Source organism: Actinoplanes sp. NBRC 101535 (assembly GCF_030269225.1).
GTDB lineage: Bacteria > Actinomycetota > Actinomycetes > Mycobacteriales > Micromonosporaceae > Actinoplanes > Actinoplanes rectilineatus.
In genome coordinates this window covers 471,806-493,630 of sequence record NZ_BSSY01000006.1, presented here as the reverse complement: position 1 = coordinate 493,630, position 21,825 = coordinate 471,806, and the positions used below count along the sequence as shown (strand labels likewise).

Sequence of the window (21,825 nt, the reverse complement as noted above, 5' to 3'; positions counted from 1 at the left end):
TTTAGGACACGCTCCGTTAACCAGCTGCACACGGGGGAATCGGCTTGATGCCAAACACCATCGATGCATCCACGATCCGGCGGCTCCTCGCCGCCGGCCTGGCCGCGGTGGCGATCACCACCGCCGCACCGGCCGTGGCGTACGCGGCACCCGCCGCACCGTCCACTTCGGCCGCGATCCTCGCCGCCGCGGAGTACGACGAGAAGCTCGCGGTCGCCGTCAAATTCGGTCTCGGCGACGACTACACGTTGCTCGAGCTGGCCGACCGCGACTTCGTGATCGCGATCTGGAACCACGTCAAGGACAAGCCGGCCCACGCCGAGGTCCGGCTCGCGGCGGAGATCGCGTTCAGCGCCGCGCCGGAGGACGCCGACCAGGCGAGCTCGGACTTCATCCTGACCGAGGTGTTCGCCGCCTTCGACCGGGACATCGCCCGGGAGCGGCAGGCCACCGAGGCGAAGCGGGCCAGTGACCTGGCGCGTACCGCGGCCGCGGCGAGCATCGACGTGGTCGCCGACGCCACGCTGCTGTCCGGCAGCGACACCGACTTCATCCGGCTGATCTGGGAACGGGTCGCCGAGGACGCGAAGTGGCCGAAGGTCAAGGCCGCGGCCGCCGCCGCGCGGACCGGCACCCCCGCCGCGCAGGAGGCGTTCATCGCCACCGGCCTGGCCGAGGCCGCCCGCCAGGACACCGACGACCGGATCGCCGCCGACGCCGCGAAGACCGAGGCGGAGAAGGCGGCCGAGCTGGCCAAGGCCGCCAAGCGGTTCGCCGCCAACCGGATCCTGCTGCCGGTCACCGACGAACTCCTCAACCTGCCGGACCGGGACTTCATCGTCACCGTCTGGAACTTCACCGCGGCCGGCACCGAGGTGCAGGCAGCGGCGGTGTCCGCGGCGCGCAGCCTCGACCCGGCGGTCTGGGCGGCGTTCATCACGACCGGCATCCACCAGGCCCGTGACCGTGACATCGCGATCGCCCTGGCCGCGCTGGAAGCGGCCGAGCGCAAGGAACTCCAGGGCGTCATCGACCGGGCGGTCAAGGCCAAGCGCCTCAGCCTGGCCGCGGCCGGGCGCACCGCGCTGGCCGGCAACGCCGACGCCGTCTCCACGTTCCTGCGGACCGGCCAGTTCCAGGTGGGCCTGGACGTCACCGCCGTCGCGGTCTCCGGTGACCGGATCGGCGTCATCACCACCGACGGCACCTCGTACGTCAAGGAGGGTGCACTGGGCGGCGCCTGGGTCAAGTTGTACCCGCGCACCAAGCAGCTCGTCCTCGACGGCGACCGGATCGGCATCCTGACCCGGGACAACATCGCGTACGTCAAGGAGGGCGCCCTCAACGCGAGCTGGGTCCGCCAGTTCGACAAGATCAAGCAGATCGCCCTGGCCGGGCAGCGGGTCGGCCTGCTCACCGAGGACAACGTCGTCCGGGTCAAGGAGGGCGGACTCAGCACGAGCCTGCTCTCGATCCACCGCGACGCCAAGACCTTCGCCATGACCAGCGCCCGGATCGGCGTGCTCAACTCGGCCGGTCACCTCGAGATCAAGCAGGGCCCGTACGACACCGCCCTCTGGCACGACATCCGGTCCGACGTCAAGCAGTTCGACCTCGCCGCCAACCGGGTCGGCGTGCTCAACAGCGCCGACACGTCCTTCGCCCTGGACGGCTCGGTGATCACCGGCGAGTGGGTGCGGATGCACGTCAACGTCCAGAAGATCGACGTCGCCGCCGACCGGGTCGGCGTCCTCACCGCCGCCGGCGCCGTCCGGGTCAAGGAAGGCGCGATCACCACGACCTTCGTGACCCAGCGCAACGACATCCAGCAGTTCGCCATCGACGGCGACCGGACGATCGTGGTGAACCAGGACCGGATCGCGCTGGTCAAGGAAGGCGCGCTCGCGGCAACACAGTGGACGGTGCAGCCGACGCCGCCGCCGACGGCCTGATCGGCAACGGGTGGTGGCTCCCGCTACCGGGGAGCCGCCACCCGTGTTGTTCCGCGTGTCGGTCGCCTGGTCCACGGAGGACACCAGGGGTGATGGCACCATGCGCCGGTGAGTTTCGACCTTGTGGTGTGGGCCATGCCCCCGACGGCCGTTCCCGACGCAGTGCACGAGGCCAACGCGCGCTGTGCCCGCGGCGAGCATCCGCAGCGGCCGGCCGATCCCCGCGTCGTGGCCTTCTACGACGCGCTGACCAGTCACTATCCGGACCGGGGACCGCACGTCGCCGAATCCGCCTCACCGTGGGCCACCGTGCCCCTGCACACCGCCGCCGACCACATCTGGATGCGACTCGACGAGGGCTGCCCGGACGCGGTCCTGGAGACCATCGAACGCCTCGCCGGTGACCTCGACCTGAACCTGCTGGACCTGCAGGACGGCTCCGTCTATCCGCCGCCGGTGCGCATCCGCTGACCCGTCACTCGGACCGCAGATCGACGGCCGCGACCTGGGACGCGCCGATCTCGCCGGCGACCGTGGCCAGCAGATCGGCGTCGACCGCCGAGTCGACCGTCAGCACCATCAGAGCCTCGCCGCCGGCCGCGCGGCGGGCCACCTTCATCGCCGCGATGTTCACCCCGGACCGGCCCAGCATCGTGCCGATCGTGCCGACCACACCGGGACGGTCCCGGTAGCGGAAGAAGATCAGCACCCCGTCCGGTGCCAGGTCCAGCTCGTAGCCGTCGACGGCCACCAACTTCGCGTCGTCGTGACTGCCGGAGGTCACCACGGTCCCGGCGACACCGACCGTCCGGCCGTCCGGCAGCGCTCCGCGTACCGTGATCAGGTCGGTCTGCTCGCCGGCGTCGGCCGCCGCGGTCAGCTCGACCTCGACGCCGCGCTCGGCGGCCAGCCGGGTCACGTTCACGTAGGTGACCGCCTCGGCGACGACCGGGGCGAACAAACCCTTCATCACGGCCAGCTCGAGGACGCCGACCTCGTGTGTGCTGATCGGACCGCGGACCTCGACGGTGATCCGGGCGGCGACCCCACCGGCCACCGCGGTGAACACCCGGCCCAGCTTCTCGGCGAGCGGGAGCATCGGGCGGACCGCCTCGTCGACCGCGACACCGGCCCGCACGTTCACCGCGTCCGGGACGAACTCGCCGCGCAACGCCAGCCGGACACTGCGCGCCACCGCCAGACCGGCCTTGTCCTGCGCCTCGGCGGTCGACGCGCCCAGATGCGGCGTGGCGACCACGGTGTCGAAGCCGAACAGCGGCGACGCGGTGCACGGCTCGGTCTCGTAGACGTCCAGTCCGGCGCCCGCCACCCGCCCGTCGGCAAGCGCGTCCGCGAGTGCCCGCTCGTCGACCAGCCCGCCACGGGCCGCGTTGACGATCCGCACCCCCGGTTTGACCAGGTCCAGTTCCTTCTCCCCGATCAGGCCCACGGTCTCCGGGGTACGCGGAAGATGCACCGAGACGAAGTCGCTCTCCCGCAGCAACTCCTCCAGGCTGACCAGTCGCACCCCCAGCTGCGCCGCCCGGGCCGGCTGCACGTAGGGGTCGTAGGCGATCAGGCGTACCCCGAAGGCGGCCATGCGCTGCGCGAAGAGGACACCGATGCGCCCCAGCCCGACCACGCCGACGGTCTTGCCCTCCACCTCGACCCCGGTGAACGCGGAACGCCGCCAGGCGCCCGCCTTGAGCGTCGCGCTCGCCGTCGCGGTGTGCCGGGCCACCGCCAGCAGCAGGGCCACCGCCTGTTCGGCCGCCGACACGATGTTGCTGGTGGGCGCGTTCACCACCAGGACACCCCGGGCGGTGGCCGCCGGCACGTCGACGTTGTCCAGCCCGACACCGGCCCGCGCCACCACCCGCAGCCGGGTCGCCGCGGCCAGCGCCTCCGCGTCGATCCGGGTGACGCTGCGGACGATCACCGCGTCCGCGCCGGCGATGGCCGCGAGCAGTGCCGCCCGGTCTCCGCCGTCGGCGTGCCGCACCTCGAAGTCGGTGGCGAGCACCTCGAGAGCGGACGGGGCCAGTTCCTCGGTCACCAGGACGACGGGAGTCATGAGACCCTCCAACCGGTCGGCATCGACGTCCCCGAATGTTACGCCGCATTACCGCGCGCACACCAGACGACTACAGCCGGGTGGCGTCCCGCCGTTACCGCCGCCGATCACCGCTGATCGTCACCGCCGGTTGCCGCCGCTGATCGTCGCGCCACTGCTCGACCTGCCCGGCTCCGCTGTCAGCTGTAAGGTGCAGGCCGACAACCGTGGACGACGGCTACGCCGGCGTCCACGGTTGAGTTTCGCCATCCGGTCAACCACAGCCGACGGCTCGGGCCGCCCAGCCGCCGTCCATGGTCCATCTTCGAGCCGAACACGACCGTGGACACCGGCCGGGCAAACCCGAGCCGTCGCTGACGGCTGAACTTCGCCTCGTGGACAGCCGCGGACGACGGCTCGGCTGGCTCAGCCGTCGTCCGTGGCGGTTTTGCCGAGAGCTGGGAGCCGTGGTCTACGGCCGAGGGCCTTCAGCCGTCGGACACGGCTCCTGCGGGCACGACTCGGCAGGCACGGATCTGGCCGACACGACCCCGGCAGGCACGGCGGAAATGCTGAGGCGAGGACGCATACACCCACGGCCCTCACTGGACACCTTTCGCCGTCAGGGTCTGCCTGCGTGGTGACTTCGGGCGCGCTGACCACCCGTATTCACCACACCCCCACCGGTGTGGTGACTTGGGGCGTCCAGCACGCCCGTAATCACCACGCGGACGGGCTTCGCACCCTGACCACGAAACATGTCAAGAGGTGACGGGCGCACGCGCAACGAGCCGTGGGTTCAACCAGCGCCTGCCCGAGGCCGCCAACGGACCCACAACCGGCTTTGAGTTCAACCACCACCCCGTGCGGGGGCGCCAACGAACCCCGACACCCGGCCGATCAGCTCGAACGACTGATCCGGCGGTTGAGGGCGCAACCGCTCACGCACGTCGCCCGGTGGGCCGAGCGTTCTGGACGCGTCAGCGGCCAGCTCGGCACGCCGGGCCCTCGGCGGGAGCGACGGTCTGTGCCCACCACCCCGCTACGACCTGAATTTGATCTTAGAAAGGGCGGGAGACAGAAGATGCCCGGCTTTCACCGGGCATCTTCTGAGTTGCGTAGATCAGGCGGTCTCGGTGATCGGGCGGTCGACCCAGCTCATCATGTCGCGCAGCTTCTTGCCGGTGACCTCGATCGGGTGCTGAGCGCCCTCCTCGCGGAGCTTCTTCAGCTCGGGGCCGCCGTTCTCGTCGTCCTCGATGAGGTGCTTGGTGAAGGCACCCGACTGGATGTCGGCGAGGATCTTCTTCATCTCCTCCTTGACGCCGGCGTTGATCACGCGCGGGCCGGAGACGTAGTCGCCGAACTCGGCGGTGTCCGAGATGCTGTAGCGCATCCGGGAGATGCCGCCCTCGTACATCAGGTCCACGATCAGCTTCAGCTCGTGGAGGCACTCGAAGTACGCGATCTCCGGGGCGTAACCGGCCTCGGTGAGCACCTCGAAACCGGTCTGCACCAGGGCGGCGGTGCCGCCGCAGAGGACGGCCTGCTCGCCGAAGAGGTCGGTCTCGGTCTCCTCCTTGAAGGTGGTCTTGATGACGCCGGCGCGGGTGCCGCCGATCGCCTTCGCGTAGGAGAGGGCGAGGGCCTGGCCGTTGCCGTCCGGGTCCTGCTCGATCGCGATCAGGGCGGGCACGCCCTTGCCGTCCACGTACTGGCGGCGGACCAGGTGGCCCGGGCCCTTCGGGGCGACCATGGCGATGGTCACGTCGGCCGGCGGCTTGATCAGCTCGAAGCGGATGTTCAGGCCGTGACCGAAGAAGATCGCCTTGCCGGCGGTCAGGTTCGGCGCGATCGACTCGGCGTAGATCTTGCGCTGGGCGGTGTCCGGCGCCAGCACCATGATCACGTCGGCCCAGGCGGAGGCCTCGGCCGGGGTCTTCACGGTCAGGCCCTGCTCCTCGGCCTTCGCCCGGCTCTTGGAGCCCTCCTGCAGGCCGACCACCACGTCGACGCCCGAGTCGCGCAGCGACAGCGAGTGGGCGTGACCCTGGCTGCCGTAGCCGATCACGGCGACCTTCTTGCCCTGGATGATGGACAGGTCGGCGTCGCCGTCGTAGAACACTTCCGCGGTCATGACTTCCTTCTTCTCTCGGGCTTACTTCGTAAGATCAGGCTGCGCTGGTTCAGGCGGCGCGTAACGCGGGGCCCGTGGTGATGGAGCGGGAACCGCGGCCGATGGCCACGAGACCCGACTGCACCATCTCCTTGATGCCGTACGGCTCGAGGTCGCGCAGCAACGCATCCAGTTTGTCGGGATTACCGGTGGCCTCGATCGTCAGGGTGTCCGGAGCGACGTCGATCACCCGGGCCCGGAACAGCTCGACGGTCTCGAGCACCTGGCTGCGCTGCGCCCGATCGGCGCGCACCTTGACCAGCAGGAGCTCGCGCTGGACCGACTGGGCCGGGTCCAGTTCCACGATCTTCAGGACGTTGACCAGCTTGTTGAGCTGTTTGGTGACCTGCTCCAGCGGTGAGGAGTCGGCGTTGACCACGATCGTGATGCGGGAGACGTCCGGGTTCTCCGTCTCGCCCACCGCAAGGGAGTCGATGTTGAAGCTGCGCCGGGAGAACAGGCCGCTGACCCGGGCCAGCACACCTGGCTTGTTCTCGACCAGCACGCTCAGCGTGTGTTGGTTGGCGCTCATCACAGATCGTCCTCGTCGAAGGCGGGACGCACGTCCCGGGCGAACATGATCTCGTCGTTGCTGGTGCCGGCTGCGACCATCGGCCACACCATGGCGTCCTTGCCGACCGTGAAGTCGATGACCACCGGTGCGTCGTTGATCTCCATGGCCTGCTTGATGATCTTGTCGACGTCGGCCTTCGACTCGCAGCGCAGACCGACACAGCCGAGCGCCTCGGCCAGCTTCACGAAGTCCGGGATGCGGTGCTTGTGCGTGCCCAGCTCGGTGTTGGAGTAGCGGCCCTCGTAGAACAGGGTCTGCCACTGCCGGACCATGCCCAGGTTGCCGTTGTTGATCACGGCGATCTTGACCGGGATGCCCTCCAGGGCGCAGGTGGCCAGCTCCTGGTTCGTCATCTGGAAGCAGCCGTCGCCGTCGATCGCCCACACCTGGGTGTCCGGCCGGCCGACCTTGGCGCCCATCGCGGCCGGGACCGCGTAGCCCATCGTGCCCGCACCACCCGAGTTGAGCCAGGTGGCCGGCTTCTCGAACTTGATGAACTGGGACGCCCACATCTGGTGCTGGCCGACACCCGCGCAGTAGATCGCGTCCGGCCCGACCAGCTGGCCGATCCGCTCGATCACGTACTGCGGGGCGAGGGTGCCGTCGGTCGGCTCCTCGTAGCCCAGCGGGTACCGCCGGTTCAGCTCGTTGAGGGTGTTCCACCACGGCTCGTACCGCTCGGTGCCGGTGGCGTCGGCGGACACCGCGGCGATCAGCTCGTCGATGACGTGCCGCGCGTCGCCCACGATCGGGACGTCGGCGTGCCGGTTCTTGCCGATCTCGGCCGGGTCGATGTCGGCGTGCACGACCTTGGCGTCCGGGGCGAACGAGTCCAGCTTGCCGGTGACCCGGTCGTCGAAACGGGCGCCCAGGGTGATCAGCAGGTCGGCCTTCTGCAGCGCATACACCGCGGGGACCGTGCCGTGCATGCCGGGCATGCCCAGGTGCTGCGGGTGCGAGTCGGGGAACGCGCCGAGCGCCATCAGCGTGGTGACCACCGGGATGCCGGTCGTCTCGGCCAGCTTGCGCAGGCCGTCGGTGGCGCCGGCCTTGAGGACGCCGCCACCCACGTACAGCACCGGGCGCTTGGCCGCGGCGATCAGCCGGGCCGCCTCACGGATCTGCTTGCCGTGCGGGTGCAGGGTGGGGCGGTAACCCGGCAGGTCGAGCGTCGGCGGCCACTGGAAGGTCGTCGGCGACTGCTGCACGTCCTTGGGGATGTCGACCAGGACCGGGCCGGGCCGGCCGGTGGCCGCCAGGTGGAACGCCTCGGCCAGGATCCGGGGCAGCTCCTCCGGAGTCTGCACCAGGAAGTTGTGCTTGGTGATCGGCAGCGTGATGCCCTGGATGTCCGCCTCCTGGAAGGCGTCCGTCCCGATCGACGCACGCGACACCTGACCGGTGATCGCCACGATCGGCACCGAGTCCATGTACGCGTCGGCGATCGCGGTCACCAGGTTCGTCGCACCCGGCCCGCTGGTGGCCATGCAGACGCCGACCTTGCCGGTGGCCTGCGCGTAACCGGTGGCGGCGTGACCCGCGCCCTGCTCGTGCCGGACCAGGATGTGCCGCACCTTGGAGTCGAACAGCGGGTCGTACGCCGGGAGGATCGTCCCGCCGGGAATGCCGAAGAGGACCTCGACCCCGAGCGCCTCGAGCGACCGGACGAGCGCGCCGGCACCGGTGGTGGCGACCGGGGCCACTACGGCGGGGGCGTGGTTCACAGCCGCCGCGACGGTGGCCGGAGTGACTCGATGGGCGAGCGTTTCGGGAGTGGGTCTCGTCATGGCATTCAGACCTTTTCGGGTTGGTCGGGTCCGGTACTTGAGCAACAAAAAAGGTCCTCGTGCGATGCACGGGACCTAGCGCACTCTCCTATCTCTCAGGAGGGTGCGCTCAGATAAGTACTCGGGACGCGAAGCACATGCGACTAACCTTGCCCGATCTCACGCCCTGAGTCAACTGATCCCACATTTTGATCACCGGTCGGGGCGGCGAAGTCCGGATCGCTCGGCAACAGGGCCCTGACCTGCCGCATTCCGGGTCCGAGGCGTACCACCTGACTTCGCGCGGGTGCGTCGTTCGGCGGGCTGCTCCGCGGCGCCGGGACCGGTCGCGGCCCCGCCGGGCGCAGCGACCGCAGCCGCGTCTCGAAGTGCTCGGCGGGCACTCCCCAGCCGAACAGCGAGCCCTGCCCGAGACGGCAGCCGGCCTCCTCGACGACCGCCCGCTGCGCCGGGGTGCCGATGCCCTCGGCGAGCACCTCCAGACCCAGCCGGTGCCCGAGCCGGACCACCACGTCGACGAGCGGCGCGGCGGTGCCGGTCCGCGACTCCGGCTCGGCCACCAGCGCGTGATCGATCTTGAGGATGTCGACCGGGAGCGTACGCAGCTGGGTCAGCGACGAGTAGCCCGCGCCGAAGTCGTCGAGCGCGATGCGCACCCCGGTCCCGCGCAGCTCGGCGAGCCGGCCGACCAACTCCTCCATGTCGGTGGCCACGGCATGCTCGGTCACCTCCAGGACCAGGCGCTGCGGGGGTACGTCGTACCCGGCCAGCACGTCGGCGACCTGACCGGCGTAGTCCGCGTTGTGCAGCTCCTTGGGCGACAGGTTCACCGACACCCACACGTCGTGCCCCTGCGCGAGCCACTCGGCGAGCTGCCGGCAGGCCTGCTCCAGCACCCACGCGCCGATCCGGTTGATCAGCCCGGACTCCTCGGCGACCGGGATGAACTCGTCCGGGCGGACCGCGCCCAGCTCCGGATGGGTCCAGCGGAGCAACGCCTCGGCGCCGACCGGCCGCATCGACGGCAGCGCCACCACCGGCTGGAACACCAGGCGCAGCTGCCCGCGGTCGATGGCGTGCCGCAGCTCGCCCTCCAGGGTGCCGCGGCGTCGCAGCAACTCGTCGTAGCCGGGCTGGTAGCGCTCCACCCGGTTCTTGCCGCGCTGCTTGGCGTACCGCAGCGCGAGGTCCGCGTCGTGCAGCAGCTCACCGGTGTCGGCCACGCCCACGCTCGCGGACAGGAAGATCGAGGTGCCGTCGACCTCGTACGGCTCCCCGAGCACCGCCAGCAGCCGGTGCGCCGCCAGCACGGCCTCGTCCGCGTCACCGTGCATCAGGACCGCGAACTCGTCGCCGCCGAGACGCGCCGCCACGTCCCCGGCCAGCAGGTTGCGCCGCAGGCGGTCGCCCACCTCGGCCAGCACCGCGTCGCCCACGTCGTGCCCGCGCATGTCGTTGACGGTCTTGAAGCCGTCCATGTCGATGCCGATCAGGGCCGCGGTGTCGCCGGTCCCGCGCAGCGCCTGCTGCAGTCCACGCCGGTTGGCCAGGCCGGTCAACGGGTCGGTGTGCGCCAGCTCGCGGAAGTGCGCCTCCCGCTGCCGCAGCTGCACGGTGTAGCGCCGGACGTCGGCGAGAGCGAGGTACTGCCGGGCGACCAGGGCCAGGCCCTCGACGCTGGCGCCGAAGTAGCCGAGCACGTCCACGGCGCCGCCGCGGGCCAGGTGGTAGCCGAGCGCGGCGAGGACGGCGAGCATCGGGACGACGACGTAACCGCCGCCACGTTCCAGCACGTCACCGGTGGCCTGGACCGGACGGTCGGCGGCGCGTACCGCGTACGCCACCGTGATCAGACCGGTCGTCAGGAGCAGCACGCTGCCCAGCGCGAACAGCTCGTCCTGCCGGCAGATCCCGGTGGACAGCCACGCGGCGGCGACGGCCACCACGCTCACCCCGGCACCCACCCGGACGGTGTTGCGGCGTGGCCGGTGCGCGTGCAGGCCCAGGACGGCGGTCAGGCCCAGCGACAGGACCACCAGCACCGCCGGGAGGAGGATGGCCAGGCATCGTTCCGGGGTGGCGTCCCCCAGGACACGGGTGGGACGCGAGATCAGCACCCAGCCGACGAACCAGATCGCCGCGGCGATCACCAGTCCGTCGAGCACGTGCCGCAGGGCGGCGGCCGGCCCGCGGGTCGCGCCGGGCAGCACCACCGTGCCGGCCAGCAGCGTGAACGTGCCGGAGGCCATACCGATCGCGACCGCGGTGGCCAGCGTCTTCGCGTGCCCGGGATCGTCGTGATGACCGCTCAGCAGCGCGCTGGCCAGCCCGGCCAGGGCTGCGGCGGTGGTCACCGCGCCACCGGCGGCCAGCAGCAGGTGGGCCCGGCGGGCCGCGCCGGTGTGCCGGCGACCGGACTGCCCCAGGTAGGCCACCGCCGGCACGGCGACGAGCAGGCAGACGAGACCGGCCAGCTCCATACCGGACGGTGAGTGCACGGACACACTTTGCCGGATCTCCGTCGATTCCGACACCCCCGCCGTCCCGCGCTGTGGACGTCCCGGGCCGTCTCCGCCCTGGCCGGTGGCAGTATGGAGAAATGCCTGAGCTGCGCTCCCGGACCTCGACACACGGTCGCACCATGGCCGGCGCACGCGCCCTGTGGCGCGCCACCGGTATGACGGACGACGATTTCGGCAAGCCGATCGTCGCGATCGCCAACAGTTACACCCAGTTCGTACCGGGACATGTCCACCTCAAGGACCTCGGTGGCCTCGTCGCCGATTCGATCGCCGAGGCGGGCGGCGTCGGGCGCGAGTTCAACACCATCGCCGTGGACGACGGCATCGCCATGGGCCACGCCGGCATGCTCTACTCGCTGCCCAGCCGCGAGCTGATCGCCGACGCCGTCGAATACATGGTCAACGCCCACTGCGCCGACGCCCTGGTCTGCATCTCGAACTGCGACAAGATCACCCCCGGCATGCTGATCGCCGCACTGCGGCTCAACATCCCGACCGTCTTCGTCTCCGGCGGCCCGATGGAGGCCGGCAAGACGGTCGCCATCGAGGGGATCGTGCACGAGAAGCTCGACCTGGTCGACGCGATGAGTGCCGCCGCCAACGACGCGGTCACCGACGCCCAGCTGGACACCATCGAGCGGTCGGCCTGCCCGACCTGCGGCTCCTGCTCCGGCATGTTCACCGCCAACTCGATGAACTGCCTGACCGAGGCGATCGGCCTGTCGCTGCCCGGCAACGGCTCGACGCTGGCCACGCACGCGTCGCGCAAGGCGCTGTTCGAGGAGGCCGGGCGGCTGATCGTGGAGATCGCCCGGGACTACTACGAGAAGGACGACACCTCGGTCCTGCCCCGCGAGATCGCCAACCAGAGCGCCTTCGAGAACGCGGTGGCCCTGGACGTCGCGATGGGCGGCTCCACCAACACGGTGCTGCACCTGCTGGCCGCCGCCCGTGAGGCGGGGCTCGACTTCAGCGTCTCGGACATCGACGCCATCTCGCGCCGGGTGCCCTGCCTGTCCAAGGTCGCGCCGAACAGCCCGAAGTACCACATGGAGGACGTGCACCGGGCCGGCGGCATCCCCGCCCTGCTCGGCGAGCTCCACCGGGGCGGGGTGCTGAAGACCGACGTCCGCTCGGTCCACTCGCCCGACCTGGACAGCTGGCTGAGCAAGTGGGACATCCGTGCGGAGAACCCGTCGCCCGAGGCGCTGGAGCTGTTCCACGCCGCACCGGGCGGGGTGCGCACCACCGAGCCGTTCAGCACCACCAACCGCTGGGCGAAACTGGACACCGACGCGGTCGAGGGCTGCATCCGGTCGATCGAGCACGCGTACACGGTCGACGGCGGCCTGGCGATCCTCTTCGGCAACCTCGCCCCGGACGGCTGCGTCGTCAAGACCGCCGGCGTCGACGAGTCGATCTGGAAGTTCACCGGCCCGGCCCGGGTCTTCGAGTCCCAGGACGACGCGGTCTCCGGCATCCTCGGCAAGCAGGTGGTGGCCGGTGACGTGGTGATCATCCGCTACGAGGGCCCCAAGGGCGGTCCGGGCATGCAGGAGATGCTCTACCCGACGTCCTTCCTCAAGGGCCGCGGCCTGGGCAAGGCGTGCGCGCTGATCACCGACGGCCGCTTCTCCGGCGGCACGTCCGGGCTGTCCATCGGCCACGTCTCCCCCGAGGCGGCCGGCGGCGGCCTGATCGCCCTGGTCGAGACCGGCGACGAGATCATCATCGACATCCCGGGCCGCAGCATCACCCTGAACGTGCACGACGAGGTGCTGGCCCAGCGCCGGCACGAGCAGGAGCGTCGCGCCAAGCCGTACAGCCCGGTCGACCGGGATCGGCCGGTGTCGGCGGCTCTGCGCGCCTACGCCTCGATGGCCACGAGCGCGAGCGACGGCGCCTACCGCAACGTCCCGGAGTAGCCACCGATCCCCCGCAGGCGCTCGAGTGCCTGCGGGGGCTCTTCATCGGGTACGCGACGAAGCAGCACCGACGTCGGCGCCGTGTGCACTGAACCGGATAAGCCACTGTCACCCTGAGGCATGGTCGAAGCGGGTCGATACCCGGGAATTCCCGTCGGGTCGTTCGGGACGAAAAAGACTTACCGGTGAAGCGTTTACACGCGGCGATCAGTGGCGTAACACTTAACCGATCAAGTCCCTGATTCCGTCGCCGAAGGACTTCCCGCGACCGATAAGCTCGGCGGCAGTGGTCACAGAGGAGATCGAGTGAAGCGGCCCACGATCGCCGACATCGCGCGGCGGGCGGGCGTGTCGAAAGGCGCGGTCTCCTATGCGCTCAACGGCCAGCCCGGCGTCTCCGAGGCGACCCGCAAGCGGATCCTCGCCATCGCCCAGGAGATCGGCTTCAACGCCAACAGTGCCGCCCGCGCCCTCTCCGGCGCCCGGGCCCGCGCCGTCGGCCTGACCATCTGCCGCCCGGCCCGGATCCTCGGCATCGAGCCCTGGTTCATGGGCCTGATCAGCGGCTTCGAGGCCGAGCTGGGCGCCCGGTCCTACGCGCTCACGCTGCAGGTGGTGGCCACCCCCGAGCAGGAGGTGGAGGTCTACCGCCGCTGGTGGGGTGAGCGTCGCATCGACGGCGTGATCGTCACCGACATCCGGGAGAACGACGTCCGCATCCCGGTGCTGCAACAACTCCAGCTCCCGGCCGTGGTGATCGGCGGCCCCGGCGACACCGGCTCGCTGGCGCAGATCTGGTCCGACGACGCCGGCGCGATCACCGAGGCGGTCCGCTACCTGGTCGCTCTCGGACACCACCGGATCGCCCGGGTCAGCGGCGTGCCCGATCTGCTGCACACCCAGGTCCGGACCACGGCGTTCGCCGAGGTGTGCGCCTCGCTCGGGCTGGACAGCGCGATCACCATCCCGGCCGACTACACCGGCGAGGAGGGCAGCCGCGCGACCCGGCGGCTGCTGATCGGCGGCGACCGGCCGACGGCGATCATCTACGACAACGACGTGATGGCGGTCGCCGGTCTCGCCGTCGCGCAGGAGATGGGCCTGTCCGTTCCGGGCGACCTGTCGATCGTGGCCTGGGACGACTCGCCGCTGTGCAGCCTGGTGCACCCGCCGCTCACCGCGCTCAGCCGGGACATCTCGGCGTACGGTGCGCAGGCGGCCCGCGAGCTGCTCAAATCCATCGACGGCGACCAGGTCGGCGACGTCGAGGCGGCCCGGGTGCACCTGACACCGCGCGGGAGCACCGCACCGCCCCGTTAGGTCCGGTGGCTCTCGAGATAGGCCTCCATGCGTTCGGCGGGTGCCGGGCGGCCCAGCACGTTCCCCTGGCCGTACGCACAACCGGCGGCCAGCGCACGGTCCTTCTGTTCGGATGTCTCCAGCCCCTTGGCGACGATCTCCAGACCGAGCCTGCGGCCGAGGCTGACCACCACGTCCAGGACCGCCGGGCTGCCCTCGGCCTGCTCGGCGAGCAGGGCCGGGCTCAGCTTCAGCATGTCCACCGGCAGCCGGCGCAGGTGCGACAGCGACGTCTGGCCGGCGCCGAAGTCGTCCAGGGCGGCCCGGACGCCGAGTTTGCCCAAGCCGCTGAGGGCCGCCACGATGGCCGGCACGTCCTCCGCGATCCACGTCTCGGCCACCTCGACGACCAGGCGCTCCGGCCGGATCCGGTACTGCTTGAGGGTCTCCGCGACCCGTTCCGGGAACCTCGCGGTCAGCAACTCGCGCGGTCCCACGTTGACCGACAGCCAGAAGTCGTCGTCACCGGACCAGCCGGCCAGATGCCGGCAGGCCTCGTCCAGCACCCACTCGTCCAGTTCCGCGGTGATGCCCAGCGACGAGGCGATCGGCAGCAGCTCGCCCGGCAGGATCGTGCCCAGCTGCGGGTGCCGCCAGCGCAGCAGCGCCTCGACGCCCGCCGGGCGGCCGTCGCGCAGCCCGGTCACCGGCTGGAACGCCAGGTCCAGTTCGCCGCGGGCGGCCGCGCCGAGCAGCTGATGTTCCAGCTCCATCCGGCGGTGCAACTGGATCTCGACGTCGGTGTCGTACCACTCGACGCGGTCCCGGCCGATCTGGCGGGCCCGCTGCCGGGCCAGGTCGGCGTGCCGGAGCACCTCGTCGGAGTCGGCGCCGCCGGACAGTTCGGCCAGGCCCACGCTGGTGTGCAGGATCACCGCGGCGCCGGGCAGCCGGCAGGGCTCGCCGAGGGCCGCGACGATCCGGGTGGCCAGCGCGTACGCCGGAACCGCCGATTCGCCGGTCAGCACCGCGAACTCGTCCCCGGCCAGCCGGGCCGGCACGTCCTCGCCGCCGACCAGGCCGCGGATCCGCCGGCTCACCTCGATCAGGACCGCGTCGCCGACCTCGCGCCCGTGGGTGTCGTTGACCTCGGCCAGCCCGTGCAGGTCGATCACCAGCAGCGTGCCGGGCCGGCCCGGACGGCGGCGCCGTTCGAGCAGGTCCCGCATCAGGGCCGGCCGGTTCGCCAGGCCGGTCAGCTGGTCGATGAACGACAGCCGGTGCAGCGCCCGTTCCAGGTGGACCCGTTCGCCGACGTCCCGGACGTGCACCACCAGCGCACCCACCTCGGGGACGTCCCGCTGGTCGGAGATCGTCGACTCGGTGTCGCGCCACAGCTTCGCGCCGTCCCGGATCTTGGCGCTGAGCAGCACCGGCGGGCCGCCCTCGTGTTCGCCGGCCAGCACCGAACAGATCACCGCCCGGGCGTCGGCGACGTCCTCCGGGTGGATCAGGTCGGCGAACTCGCGGCCGATCACCTCCTCGTCGCGCAGACCGAACAGGCGGGCGGCGGCCGGCGACTGCCAGCGGACGGTCAGCTGCTCGTCGAGGACCAGGGTGAGATCGGTGGCACCGGCGACCAGCGAACGGAAGTGCGCCTCGGCCACACGCAGGCGGCTCGCGTACCGGCGGATGTCGCGGACCACGAGCATCTCGCGGACGGTCAGCACGCTGACCATGACGAGGCCGAAGACGACCGCCTCGTTGTTGAAGTCGCGGACGGTGAGCAGGTGCCAGAGCGCGGCGAGCACGCCGACGGCGGCGGGCGCGGCCAGCAGCGGGTAACTCGCCAGGTACTGGTCCGGGTGCCGGGGTTCGCGCCGCTGGACGGCCGCTCCGTCCGGGGTCCGCAGGACGGCCATCCCGGCCACCATCGGCAGGCCGGCCAGCGGCAGGACACGCGCACCGGCACCGGCGGCCATCAGCTCGGCCAGAGCGCCGAGAGAGACCAGGACCAGTGCGGCGCCGCCGCCGGTCCACAACGCGGACCGGGTCCGCGGGTCGGCCCGCAGGACGATCACGACGACCATGCAGGCGCCGCCGGCCGCGATCAGCATCGCCGGGGCGGCGGCGTTCGCCGTGCCGGGCAGCAGGTACAGCGCGAAGCCGATGCTCACCGCCAGGCCCACCCCGTCGAAGGCGCGCCGGATCCGGACCTGCCAGCTCGGGGTGGCGCCGGGCAGCAGCGACACGCCGACCACCGAACAGGCGGTGGCCAGGGTGAGCGCGACGGTGAGCCAGAACAGCGGCAGCGGCCGGTCCCACCAGGGGACCGAGGCGGCGACGGCGGCGAACAGGGTGCCCGCCGCGGCGAACCCGCCCAGCCGGGACGCGGTCCACAGCGCCGTGCCGCCGACCGCGAGCGCCAGCGCCATCGGCGGGCTCATCAGGCCGCACGCTCCCGCGAGCAGCACCGCGGCGGCGGCGAGGCAGGCGGCGATCCGAGGCACGGCGATGTCCTCTGCTCTACGAGACCCGATTGCCCGGTCAACGAGGTTCCCCGCGCCGGGTTACGGCCGGTACACGGATCGTCGGACATCCAGTGACAGCGGTCAACCCGAGGTCGCGGGCCTGTTCCACCGCCTGCGACCTCGGGTGGGAGAATAGGCAGGTGAGCACTCGTCCCGTCCTCCGTGTCCGCAAATCCGGAGCCGTCCTGCTGGCGGCGCTGATCGCGGTGGTCAGCGCGGTCCCCCTGGCCGGTTCCTCGCGGGCGCTGACGCCGGTGCTGCTGATCCCGGTCGTCGTGCTCCTCTGGGCCTGGCGCGCCGGCACCGACGTCTACCCCGACGGGCTGCGGGTCCGCGCCCTGATCGGTGGCAGCCGGGTGCCGTGGACCCGGGTCGCCGAGCTCGCCCCGGACGAGCGCGGCCGGGTCTCCGCCCTGCTCGACAACGGCAACATGATCCGGCTGACCGGTGTCACCCGGGACAACCTGCCGATGGTGCTGGCCGCCGGTGGCCACCGGATCGAGGACCGGCCCAGCACCGATCAATGATCAGCGTGGCCGTTTCTCCACCGGAACACCCAGATCTCTTGGCTACCCTGGTCCGCAGTGAACGAGGGGGTGGTCTGGTCGTGCGTTTCCGCCGGGGCCGTGGCGCGGTCGCGACAGCCGGTGCCGTGCTGGCGCTGACAGCAGGGTGCAGTTTCGGGCCGCCCGGCCCGGACCAGGCCGGATCCCCGCCCAACCTGCCACGCCCGTCGGTCGCGCCGACCGCCGGGTCGTCCGGCGACGACCGTGAGGTCGCGATCACCGTGATGGCCAAGAGCCTCGAGGTGCCGTGGGGCATGGGGTTCCTGCCCGACGGGTCGGCCGTGGTCACCGAACGCGACACCGCCCGCATCCTGAAGGTCGGGCCGGAGTCCGACGCCAACGGTCTCACCGTGACCGAGTTGCAGCGCCTCGACGAGGTCAAGGCGTCCGGCGACGGCGGCCTGCTCGGCATCGCCGTCTCGCCCGGTTACGTCGACGACAAGACCGTCTACGTCTACTACTCCACCGAACGCGACAACCGGGTCGGCAAACTGGTGATCGGCGGCGCCCTGCAGCCGATCCTCACCGGCATCCCGCACTCCGCCGACCAGAACGGCGGGGCGCTCGCCTTCGGACCGGACGGTTTCCTCTACGTCGGCACCGGCGACGGCACCCCCACCGGCACCCAGGCCGGCAACGCGAAGAGCCTGGGCGGCAAGATCCTGCGGATCACCACGGCCGGCAGGCCCGCCGCCGGCAACCCGGTCAAGACCTCCCCGGTCTGGTCGTCCGGTCACCGCAACGTGCAGGGCCTGGCCTGGGACGCCCAGGGCACGTTGTACGCGACCGACCGCGGCCAGCCGCGTTTCAGCGAGCTGAACGTGGTGAAGAAGGGCGGCAACCACGGTTGGCCCACGGTGGACGGCTCCGGCACCGACACCAGGTTCGTCAACCCGTTGGTCTCCTGGCCCGCCGAGGCGTCGTCGTGCGGCGGCGTGGCCACCCTGGAGAGCATGGTCGCCACCGCCTGCCTGCTCGGTAAGAAGGTCTACCTGCTGAACGTCACCGGCAACGGCACGGTGCTCGGCAGCCCGCAGGAGCTGCTCACCGGCGAGTACGGCAGGCTGCGCGCGCTCGTCGCCGCACCGGACGGCTCGCTCTGGGTCAGCACCTCCAACCAGGAGGACGCCGGTGAACCGGACCCCGAGGACGACCGCATCATCCGGCTGGTCTTCTCGGACGGCGGCGCCGGCCGGAGTTGACGGCCATGACTGTTTCGCGCCACATCCGTTCGGGCAGGTGAGCCCCCGATGACTCAGGAACCGGTCGACACCGTGCCCGTCTGGCGCCGCTATCTGATCCTCTCCCGACGGGCCCGGATCCTCCTCCGGCACGGCCTGCGCAACCGCTGGACCCGCCGGGCCGGCCTCGCCGTCGCCGTCGGGCTGGTCAGCGTGACCGGCTCGATGGTCGGCGTGATGCTCTTCGCCCAGTCCGACCTGAACATCGGCCCGTTCAAAGCCGAGATGTCGATCACGCCGTCGGCCGACGGCGGCACCGAGATCGACATTCCGCCGCTCGGTTCCCTGCACCTGGACAGCCACCGCGGGCCGCTGCACCTCAAGGTGGCGCTCGGCTCACTGGACCAGAGCCGCACCGAGGCGCTGATCGACAACCCGTCCACCATCACCTCGGCCGGTGACCGGGCCGTCGAGGAGGTCGTCGACGCGGTGTCCCGCCTCGGCCTGCGCGCGGCCGGCCTGGCCGTGGCCACCACGCTCTTCTGCGCGGCGTTCGTCTTCCGTGACGTGCGCCGGACCGCGGCGTCCGGCGTCACCGCGCTGGTGCTGACCGGCGGCAGCCTGGGCCTGGCGGCGGCCACCCTCCGCCCCGACGCGATCAGCGAGCCCCGCTACGAGGGTCTGCTCGTCAACGCGCCCGCGGTGGTCGGTGACGCCCGCCGCATCGCGGACAACTACGGCCGGTACGCGGAGCAGCTCCAGCAGATCGTCAGCAACGTCAGCCGCGTCTACGCGACGATGTCGGCGCTGCCCGTCTACGAGCCGGCCGGCAACACGACCCGCCTGCTGCACGTCTCCGACCTGCACCTCAACCCGTCGTCGTGGGGCCTGATCCGGACCGTCGTGGAGACCTTCGAGATCGACGCGGTGATCGACACCGGCGACATCGTCGACTGGGGCAGCAGCGCCGAGACCTCCTACGTCGCGTCGATCCCGTCGATCGGGGTGCCGTACATCTACGTCCGCGGCAACCACGACTCGACGGCGATCCAGGCGGCGGTCGCCCGGCAGAGCAACGCGATCGTCCTGGACGACGGGCTGACCGAAGTGGACGGCCTGACCATCGCCGGCATCGGCGACCCCCAGTTCACCCCGGACAAGAGCGAGACGAACGTGGCCGGTGACGACGCCGGCCCCGAGGTGCTCGAGGCCTCCGGGGAGAAACTGGCCACCACGATCCGCGACTCCGGCAAGAAGGTGGACATCGCCCTGGTCCACGACCCGGCGATGGCCCAGCCCCTCTCCGGACTGGTCCCCCTGGTCCTGTCCGGACACAAACACCAGCGGTCGGTGACCATGCTGCCCGCGCCCACCGAGCCGGAACCGGACCCGTCCGCCTCACCCACCCCGTCACCGGCGGCCTCCGCCGACCTGACCCCGGTCACCACCCGGATCATGGTCGAGGGCTCGACCGGCGGGGCAGGACTGCGAGGCCTGGAGAACGACGCGGCCACACCGCTGACCCTCTCGGTCCTCTACTTCGACGAGAACCGCGAGCTGAAGGCGTACGACGACATCCAGCTCGGCGGCACCGGCGAATCCAACGTCACGATGCAGCGCAACGTGATCGGACTGGACGACGAGCCGGTACCGGCGCCCACCCCGTCGGTGGCGCCCAGCCAGTGACGACAGCACCGCCCGCCCCCACGGAGAACCACGGGAACGGGCGGTGCGGCGTACCAGAGATCAGGAAGCGCCGAGACGCTCCAGGATGAGGTCGCGGACGGTCTTGGCATCCGCCTGGCCGCGCGTGGTCTTCATGACCGCACCGACCAGCGCGCCCGCCGCCGCCACCTTGCCGTCGCGGATCTTCGCCGCGATGTCCGGGTTCGCGGCGATGGCCTCGTCCACCGCGGCCGTGAGCGCACCGGTGTCGTTGACCACCTCAAGCCCGCGGGACGCCATCACGGCCGCCGGGTCACCCTCGCCGGCCACGACACCCTCGAGGACCTGACGGGCCAGCTTGTCGTTCAGCTTGCCGTCATCGACCAGCTTCTGCAGCTCCGCCACCTGGACCGGCGTCGCGCCGGCCTCGGAGAGTTCGACACCCAGCTCGTTGGAGCGCCGGGCCAGCTCACCGAGCCACCACTTACGCGCACCGGCCGGCGACGCGCCCGCCGCGATGGTCTCCTCGATCAGCTCGACGGCACCCGCGTTGGCCGCGGACTGCATGTCGCTCTCGCTGATGCCCCACTCCTCGCGGAGCCGGGCCCGCTTGACGCTGGGCTTCTCCGGCAGGGCCTCCCGCAGCGAGGTCACCCACACCGGGTCCGCGGCGATCGGCACCAGGTCGGGCTCCGGGAAGTACCGGTAGTCGGTGGCGGTCTCCTTGGAGCGTCCCGAACGGGTGTCGCCGGTGGTCTCCTGGAAGTGCCGGGTCTCCTGGAAGATCTTGCCGCCGTCGTCGAGGATCCCGGCCTGGCGGATGATCTCGGAACGGACGGCACGCTCCACGGACCGCAGCGAGTTGACGTTCTTCGTCTCGGTCCGCGTACCCCAGTCGTCGCCCGGCAGGTTCAGCGACGTGTTCACGTCACAGCGCATCGAACCCTGCTCCATGCGCACGTCGGAGACGCCGAGGGCACGGACGATGTCCCGCAGCTCGGCCACGTACGCCTTGGCGACCTCCGGGGCGAGCGCGCCGAGCCCCGGAACCGGCTTCGTCACGATCTCGACCAGCGGGATGCCGGCCCGGTTGTAGTCGACGAGCGACTCGGTGGCACCGTGGATGCGACCGGTGGCGCCGCCGACGTGCAGCGTCTTACCGGTGTCCTCCTCGATGTGCACCCGCTCGATGCCGATGCGGTACTCCTTGCCGTCCACGGTCACATCGACGTAACCCTCGACGCAGAGCGGCTCGTCGTACTGCGACGTCTGGAAGTTCTTCGGCATGTCCGGGTAGAAGTAGTTCTTCCGGGCCATCCGGCACCACTCGGCGATGTCGCAGTTCAGCGCGAGGCCGATCTGGATGGTCGCCTCGATCGCGGCGCGGTTCATCACCGGCAGGGCGCCGGGCAGGGCCAGACAGACCGGGCAGGTCTGGGTGTTCGGCTCGGCACCGAAGTCGGTCTTGCACCCGCAGAACATCTTGGTCTTCGTGCCCAGCTCGACGTGCGTCTCCAGGCCGATCACCGGCTCGTACCGGGTGAGGACATCCTCGTAGCTCATCGTCGGCTCCATCGGCTTGGCGTGCGGGACA

General features: G+C 71.0%; 14 protein-coding genes. 7 read left to right on the top strand and 7 right to left on the bottom strand.

Annotated features, from left to right (window positions below; genetic code table 11):
- The first annotated feature begins 47 nt into the window (after positions 1–47).
- Positions 48–1,952 carry a hypothetical protein gene (locus QSK32_RS20030; protein ID WP_285472719.1) on the top strand — a complete coding sequence of 635 codons (1,905 nt, stop codon included), beginning with the start codon at positions 48–50 and terminating at the stop codon, positions 1,950–1,952.
- Positions 1,953–2,060: 108 nt separating this feature from the next.
- Positions 2,061–2,423: a hypothetical protein gene (locus tag QSK32_RS20025; RefSeq protein ID WP_285472718.1), complete on the top strand. Its 363-nt coding sequence runs from the start codon at positions 2,061–2,063 to the stop codon at positions 2,421–2,423.
- A 4-nt stretch (positions 2,424–2,427) separates the two neighbouring features.
- Here the strand turns inward: QSK32_RS20025 and serA are convergent, their stop codons facing one another.
- The 5 genes from serA to QSK32_RS20000 all read right to left on the bottom strand — a co-directional run bounded on the left by serA (position 2,428) and on the right by QSK32_RS20000 (position 11,040).
- Positions 2,428–4,026 (bottom strand): phosphoglycerate dehydrogenase, encoded by a 1,599-nt coding sequence (gene serA, locus QSK32_RS20020; RefSeq protein ID WP_045742484.1) that lies wholly within the window; start codon positions 4,024–4,026, stop codon positions 2,428–2,430.
- A gap of 1,102 nt (positions 4,027–5,128) precedes the next feature.
- Positions 5,129–6,142: a ketol-acid reductoisomerase gene (gene ilvC / locus QSK32_RS20015; protein WP_045742483.1), complete on the bottom strand. Its 1,014-nt coding sequence runs from the start codon at positions 6,140–6,142 to the stop codon at positions 5,129–5,131.
- A gap of 49 nt (positions 6,143–6,191) precedes the next feature.
- Complete coding sequence (ilvN, locus tag QSK32_RS20010; protein ID WP_045742482.1) at positions 6,192–6,713, bottom strand: acetolactate synthase small subunit; 522 nt, start codon at positions 6,711–6,713, stop codon at positions 6,192–6,194.
- Entirely contained in the window at positions 6,713–8,542 is a 1,830-nt protein-coding gene (locus QSK32_RS20005; protein WP_045742481.1) for an acetolactate synthase large subunit, read from the bottom strand. The genes ilvN and QSK32_RS20005 overlap by 1 nt, the downstream gene beginning before the upstream one ends.
- 143 nt (positions 8,543–8,685) lie before the next feature.
- The gene (locus QSK32_RS20000) at positions 8,686–11,040 is read right to left on the bottom strand and encodes a putative bifunctional diguanylate cyclase/phosphodiesterase (RefSeq protein ID WP_353050979.1); all 2,355 of its coding nucleotides are present in this window, start codon (positions 11,038–11,040) and stop codon (positions 8,686–8,688) included.
- Positions 11,041–11,141: 101 nt separating this feature from the next.
- On the opposite strand from QSK32_RS20000, the gene ilvD reads away from it, so the two are divergent.
- Both ilvD and QSK32_RS19990 read left to right on the top strand, forming a co-directional pair.
- On the top strand, positions 11,142–12,989 hold the full coding sequence (gene ilvD, locus QSK32_RS19995; protein WP_083449014.1) for a dihydroxy-acid dehydratase: 1,848 nt from the start codon (positions 11,142–11,144) through the stop codon (positions 12,987–12,989).
- Positions 12,990–13,295: 306 nt separating this feature from the next.
- Positions 13,296–14,309 carry a LacI family DNA-binding transcriptional regulator gene (locus QSK32_RS19990; RefSeq protein WP_045742478.1) on the top strand — a complete coding sequence of 338 codons (1,014 nt, stop codon included), beginning with the start codon at positions 13,296–13,298 and terminating at the stop codon, positions 14,307–14,309.
- On the opposite strand, the gene QSK32_RS19985 is transcribed toward QSK32_RS19990, so the two are convergent.
- Positions 14,306–16,798 carry a putative bifunctional diguanylate cyclase/phosphodiesterase gene (locus QSK32_RS19985; RefSeq protein ID WP_285472717.1) on the bottom strand — a complete coding sequence of 831 codons (2,493 nt, stop codon included), beginning with the start codon at positions 16,796–16,798 and terminating at the stop codon, positions 14,306–14,308. The genes QSK32_RS19990 and QSK32_RS19985 overlap by 4 nt on opposite strands.
- A 161-nt stretch (positions 16,799–16,959) precedes the next feature.
- On the opposite strand from QSK32_RS19985, the gene QSK32_RS19980 reads away from it, so the two are divergent.
- The 3 genes from QSK32_RS19980 to QSK32_RS19970 are packed head-to-tail and all read left to right on the top strand — an operon-like array spanning position 16,960 to position 20,252.
- A complete protein-coding gene (locus QSK32_RS19980) occupies positions 16,960–17,346 on the top strand; it encodes a PH domain-containing protein (protein WP_045742476.1) in 387 nt (128 codons plus the stop codon).
- A complete protein-coding gene (locus QSK32_RS19975; RefSeq protein ID WP_083449013.1) occupies positions 17,343–18,587 on the top strand; it encodes a PQQ-dependent sugar dehydrogenase in 1,245 nt (414 codons plus the stop codon). Before QSK32_RS19980 ends, QSK32_RS19975 begins: the two co-directional genes overlap by 4 nt.
- A 48-nt stretch (positions 18,588–18,635) precedes the next feature.
- Positions 18,636–20,252: a metallophosphoesterase family protein gene (locus QSK32_RS19970; RefSeq protein ID WP_052720468.1), complete on the top strand. Its 1,617-nt coding sequence runs from the start codon at positions 18,636–18,638 to the stop codon at positions 20,250–20,252.
- A 60-nt stretch (positions 20,253–20,312) separates the two neighbouring features.
- Here QSK32_RS19970 and gatB read toward each other — a convergent pair whose 3' ends face one another.
- Positions 20,313–21,794, bottom strand: coding sequence for an Asp-tRNA(Asn)/Glu-tRNA(Gln) amidotransferase subunit GatB (gene gatB, locus QSK32_RS19965; RefSeq protein WP_425394645.1), 1,482 nt, complete (start codon positions 21,792–21,794; stop codon positions 20,313–20,315).
- Positions 21,795–21,825: the final 31 nt, after the last annotated feature.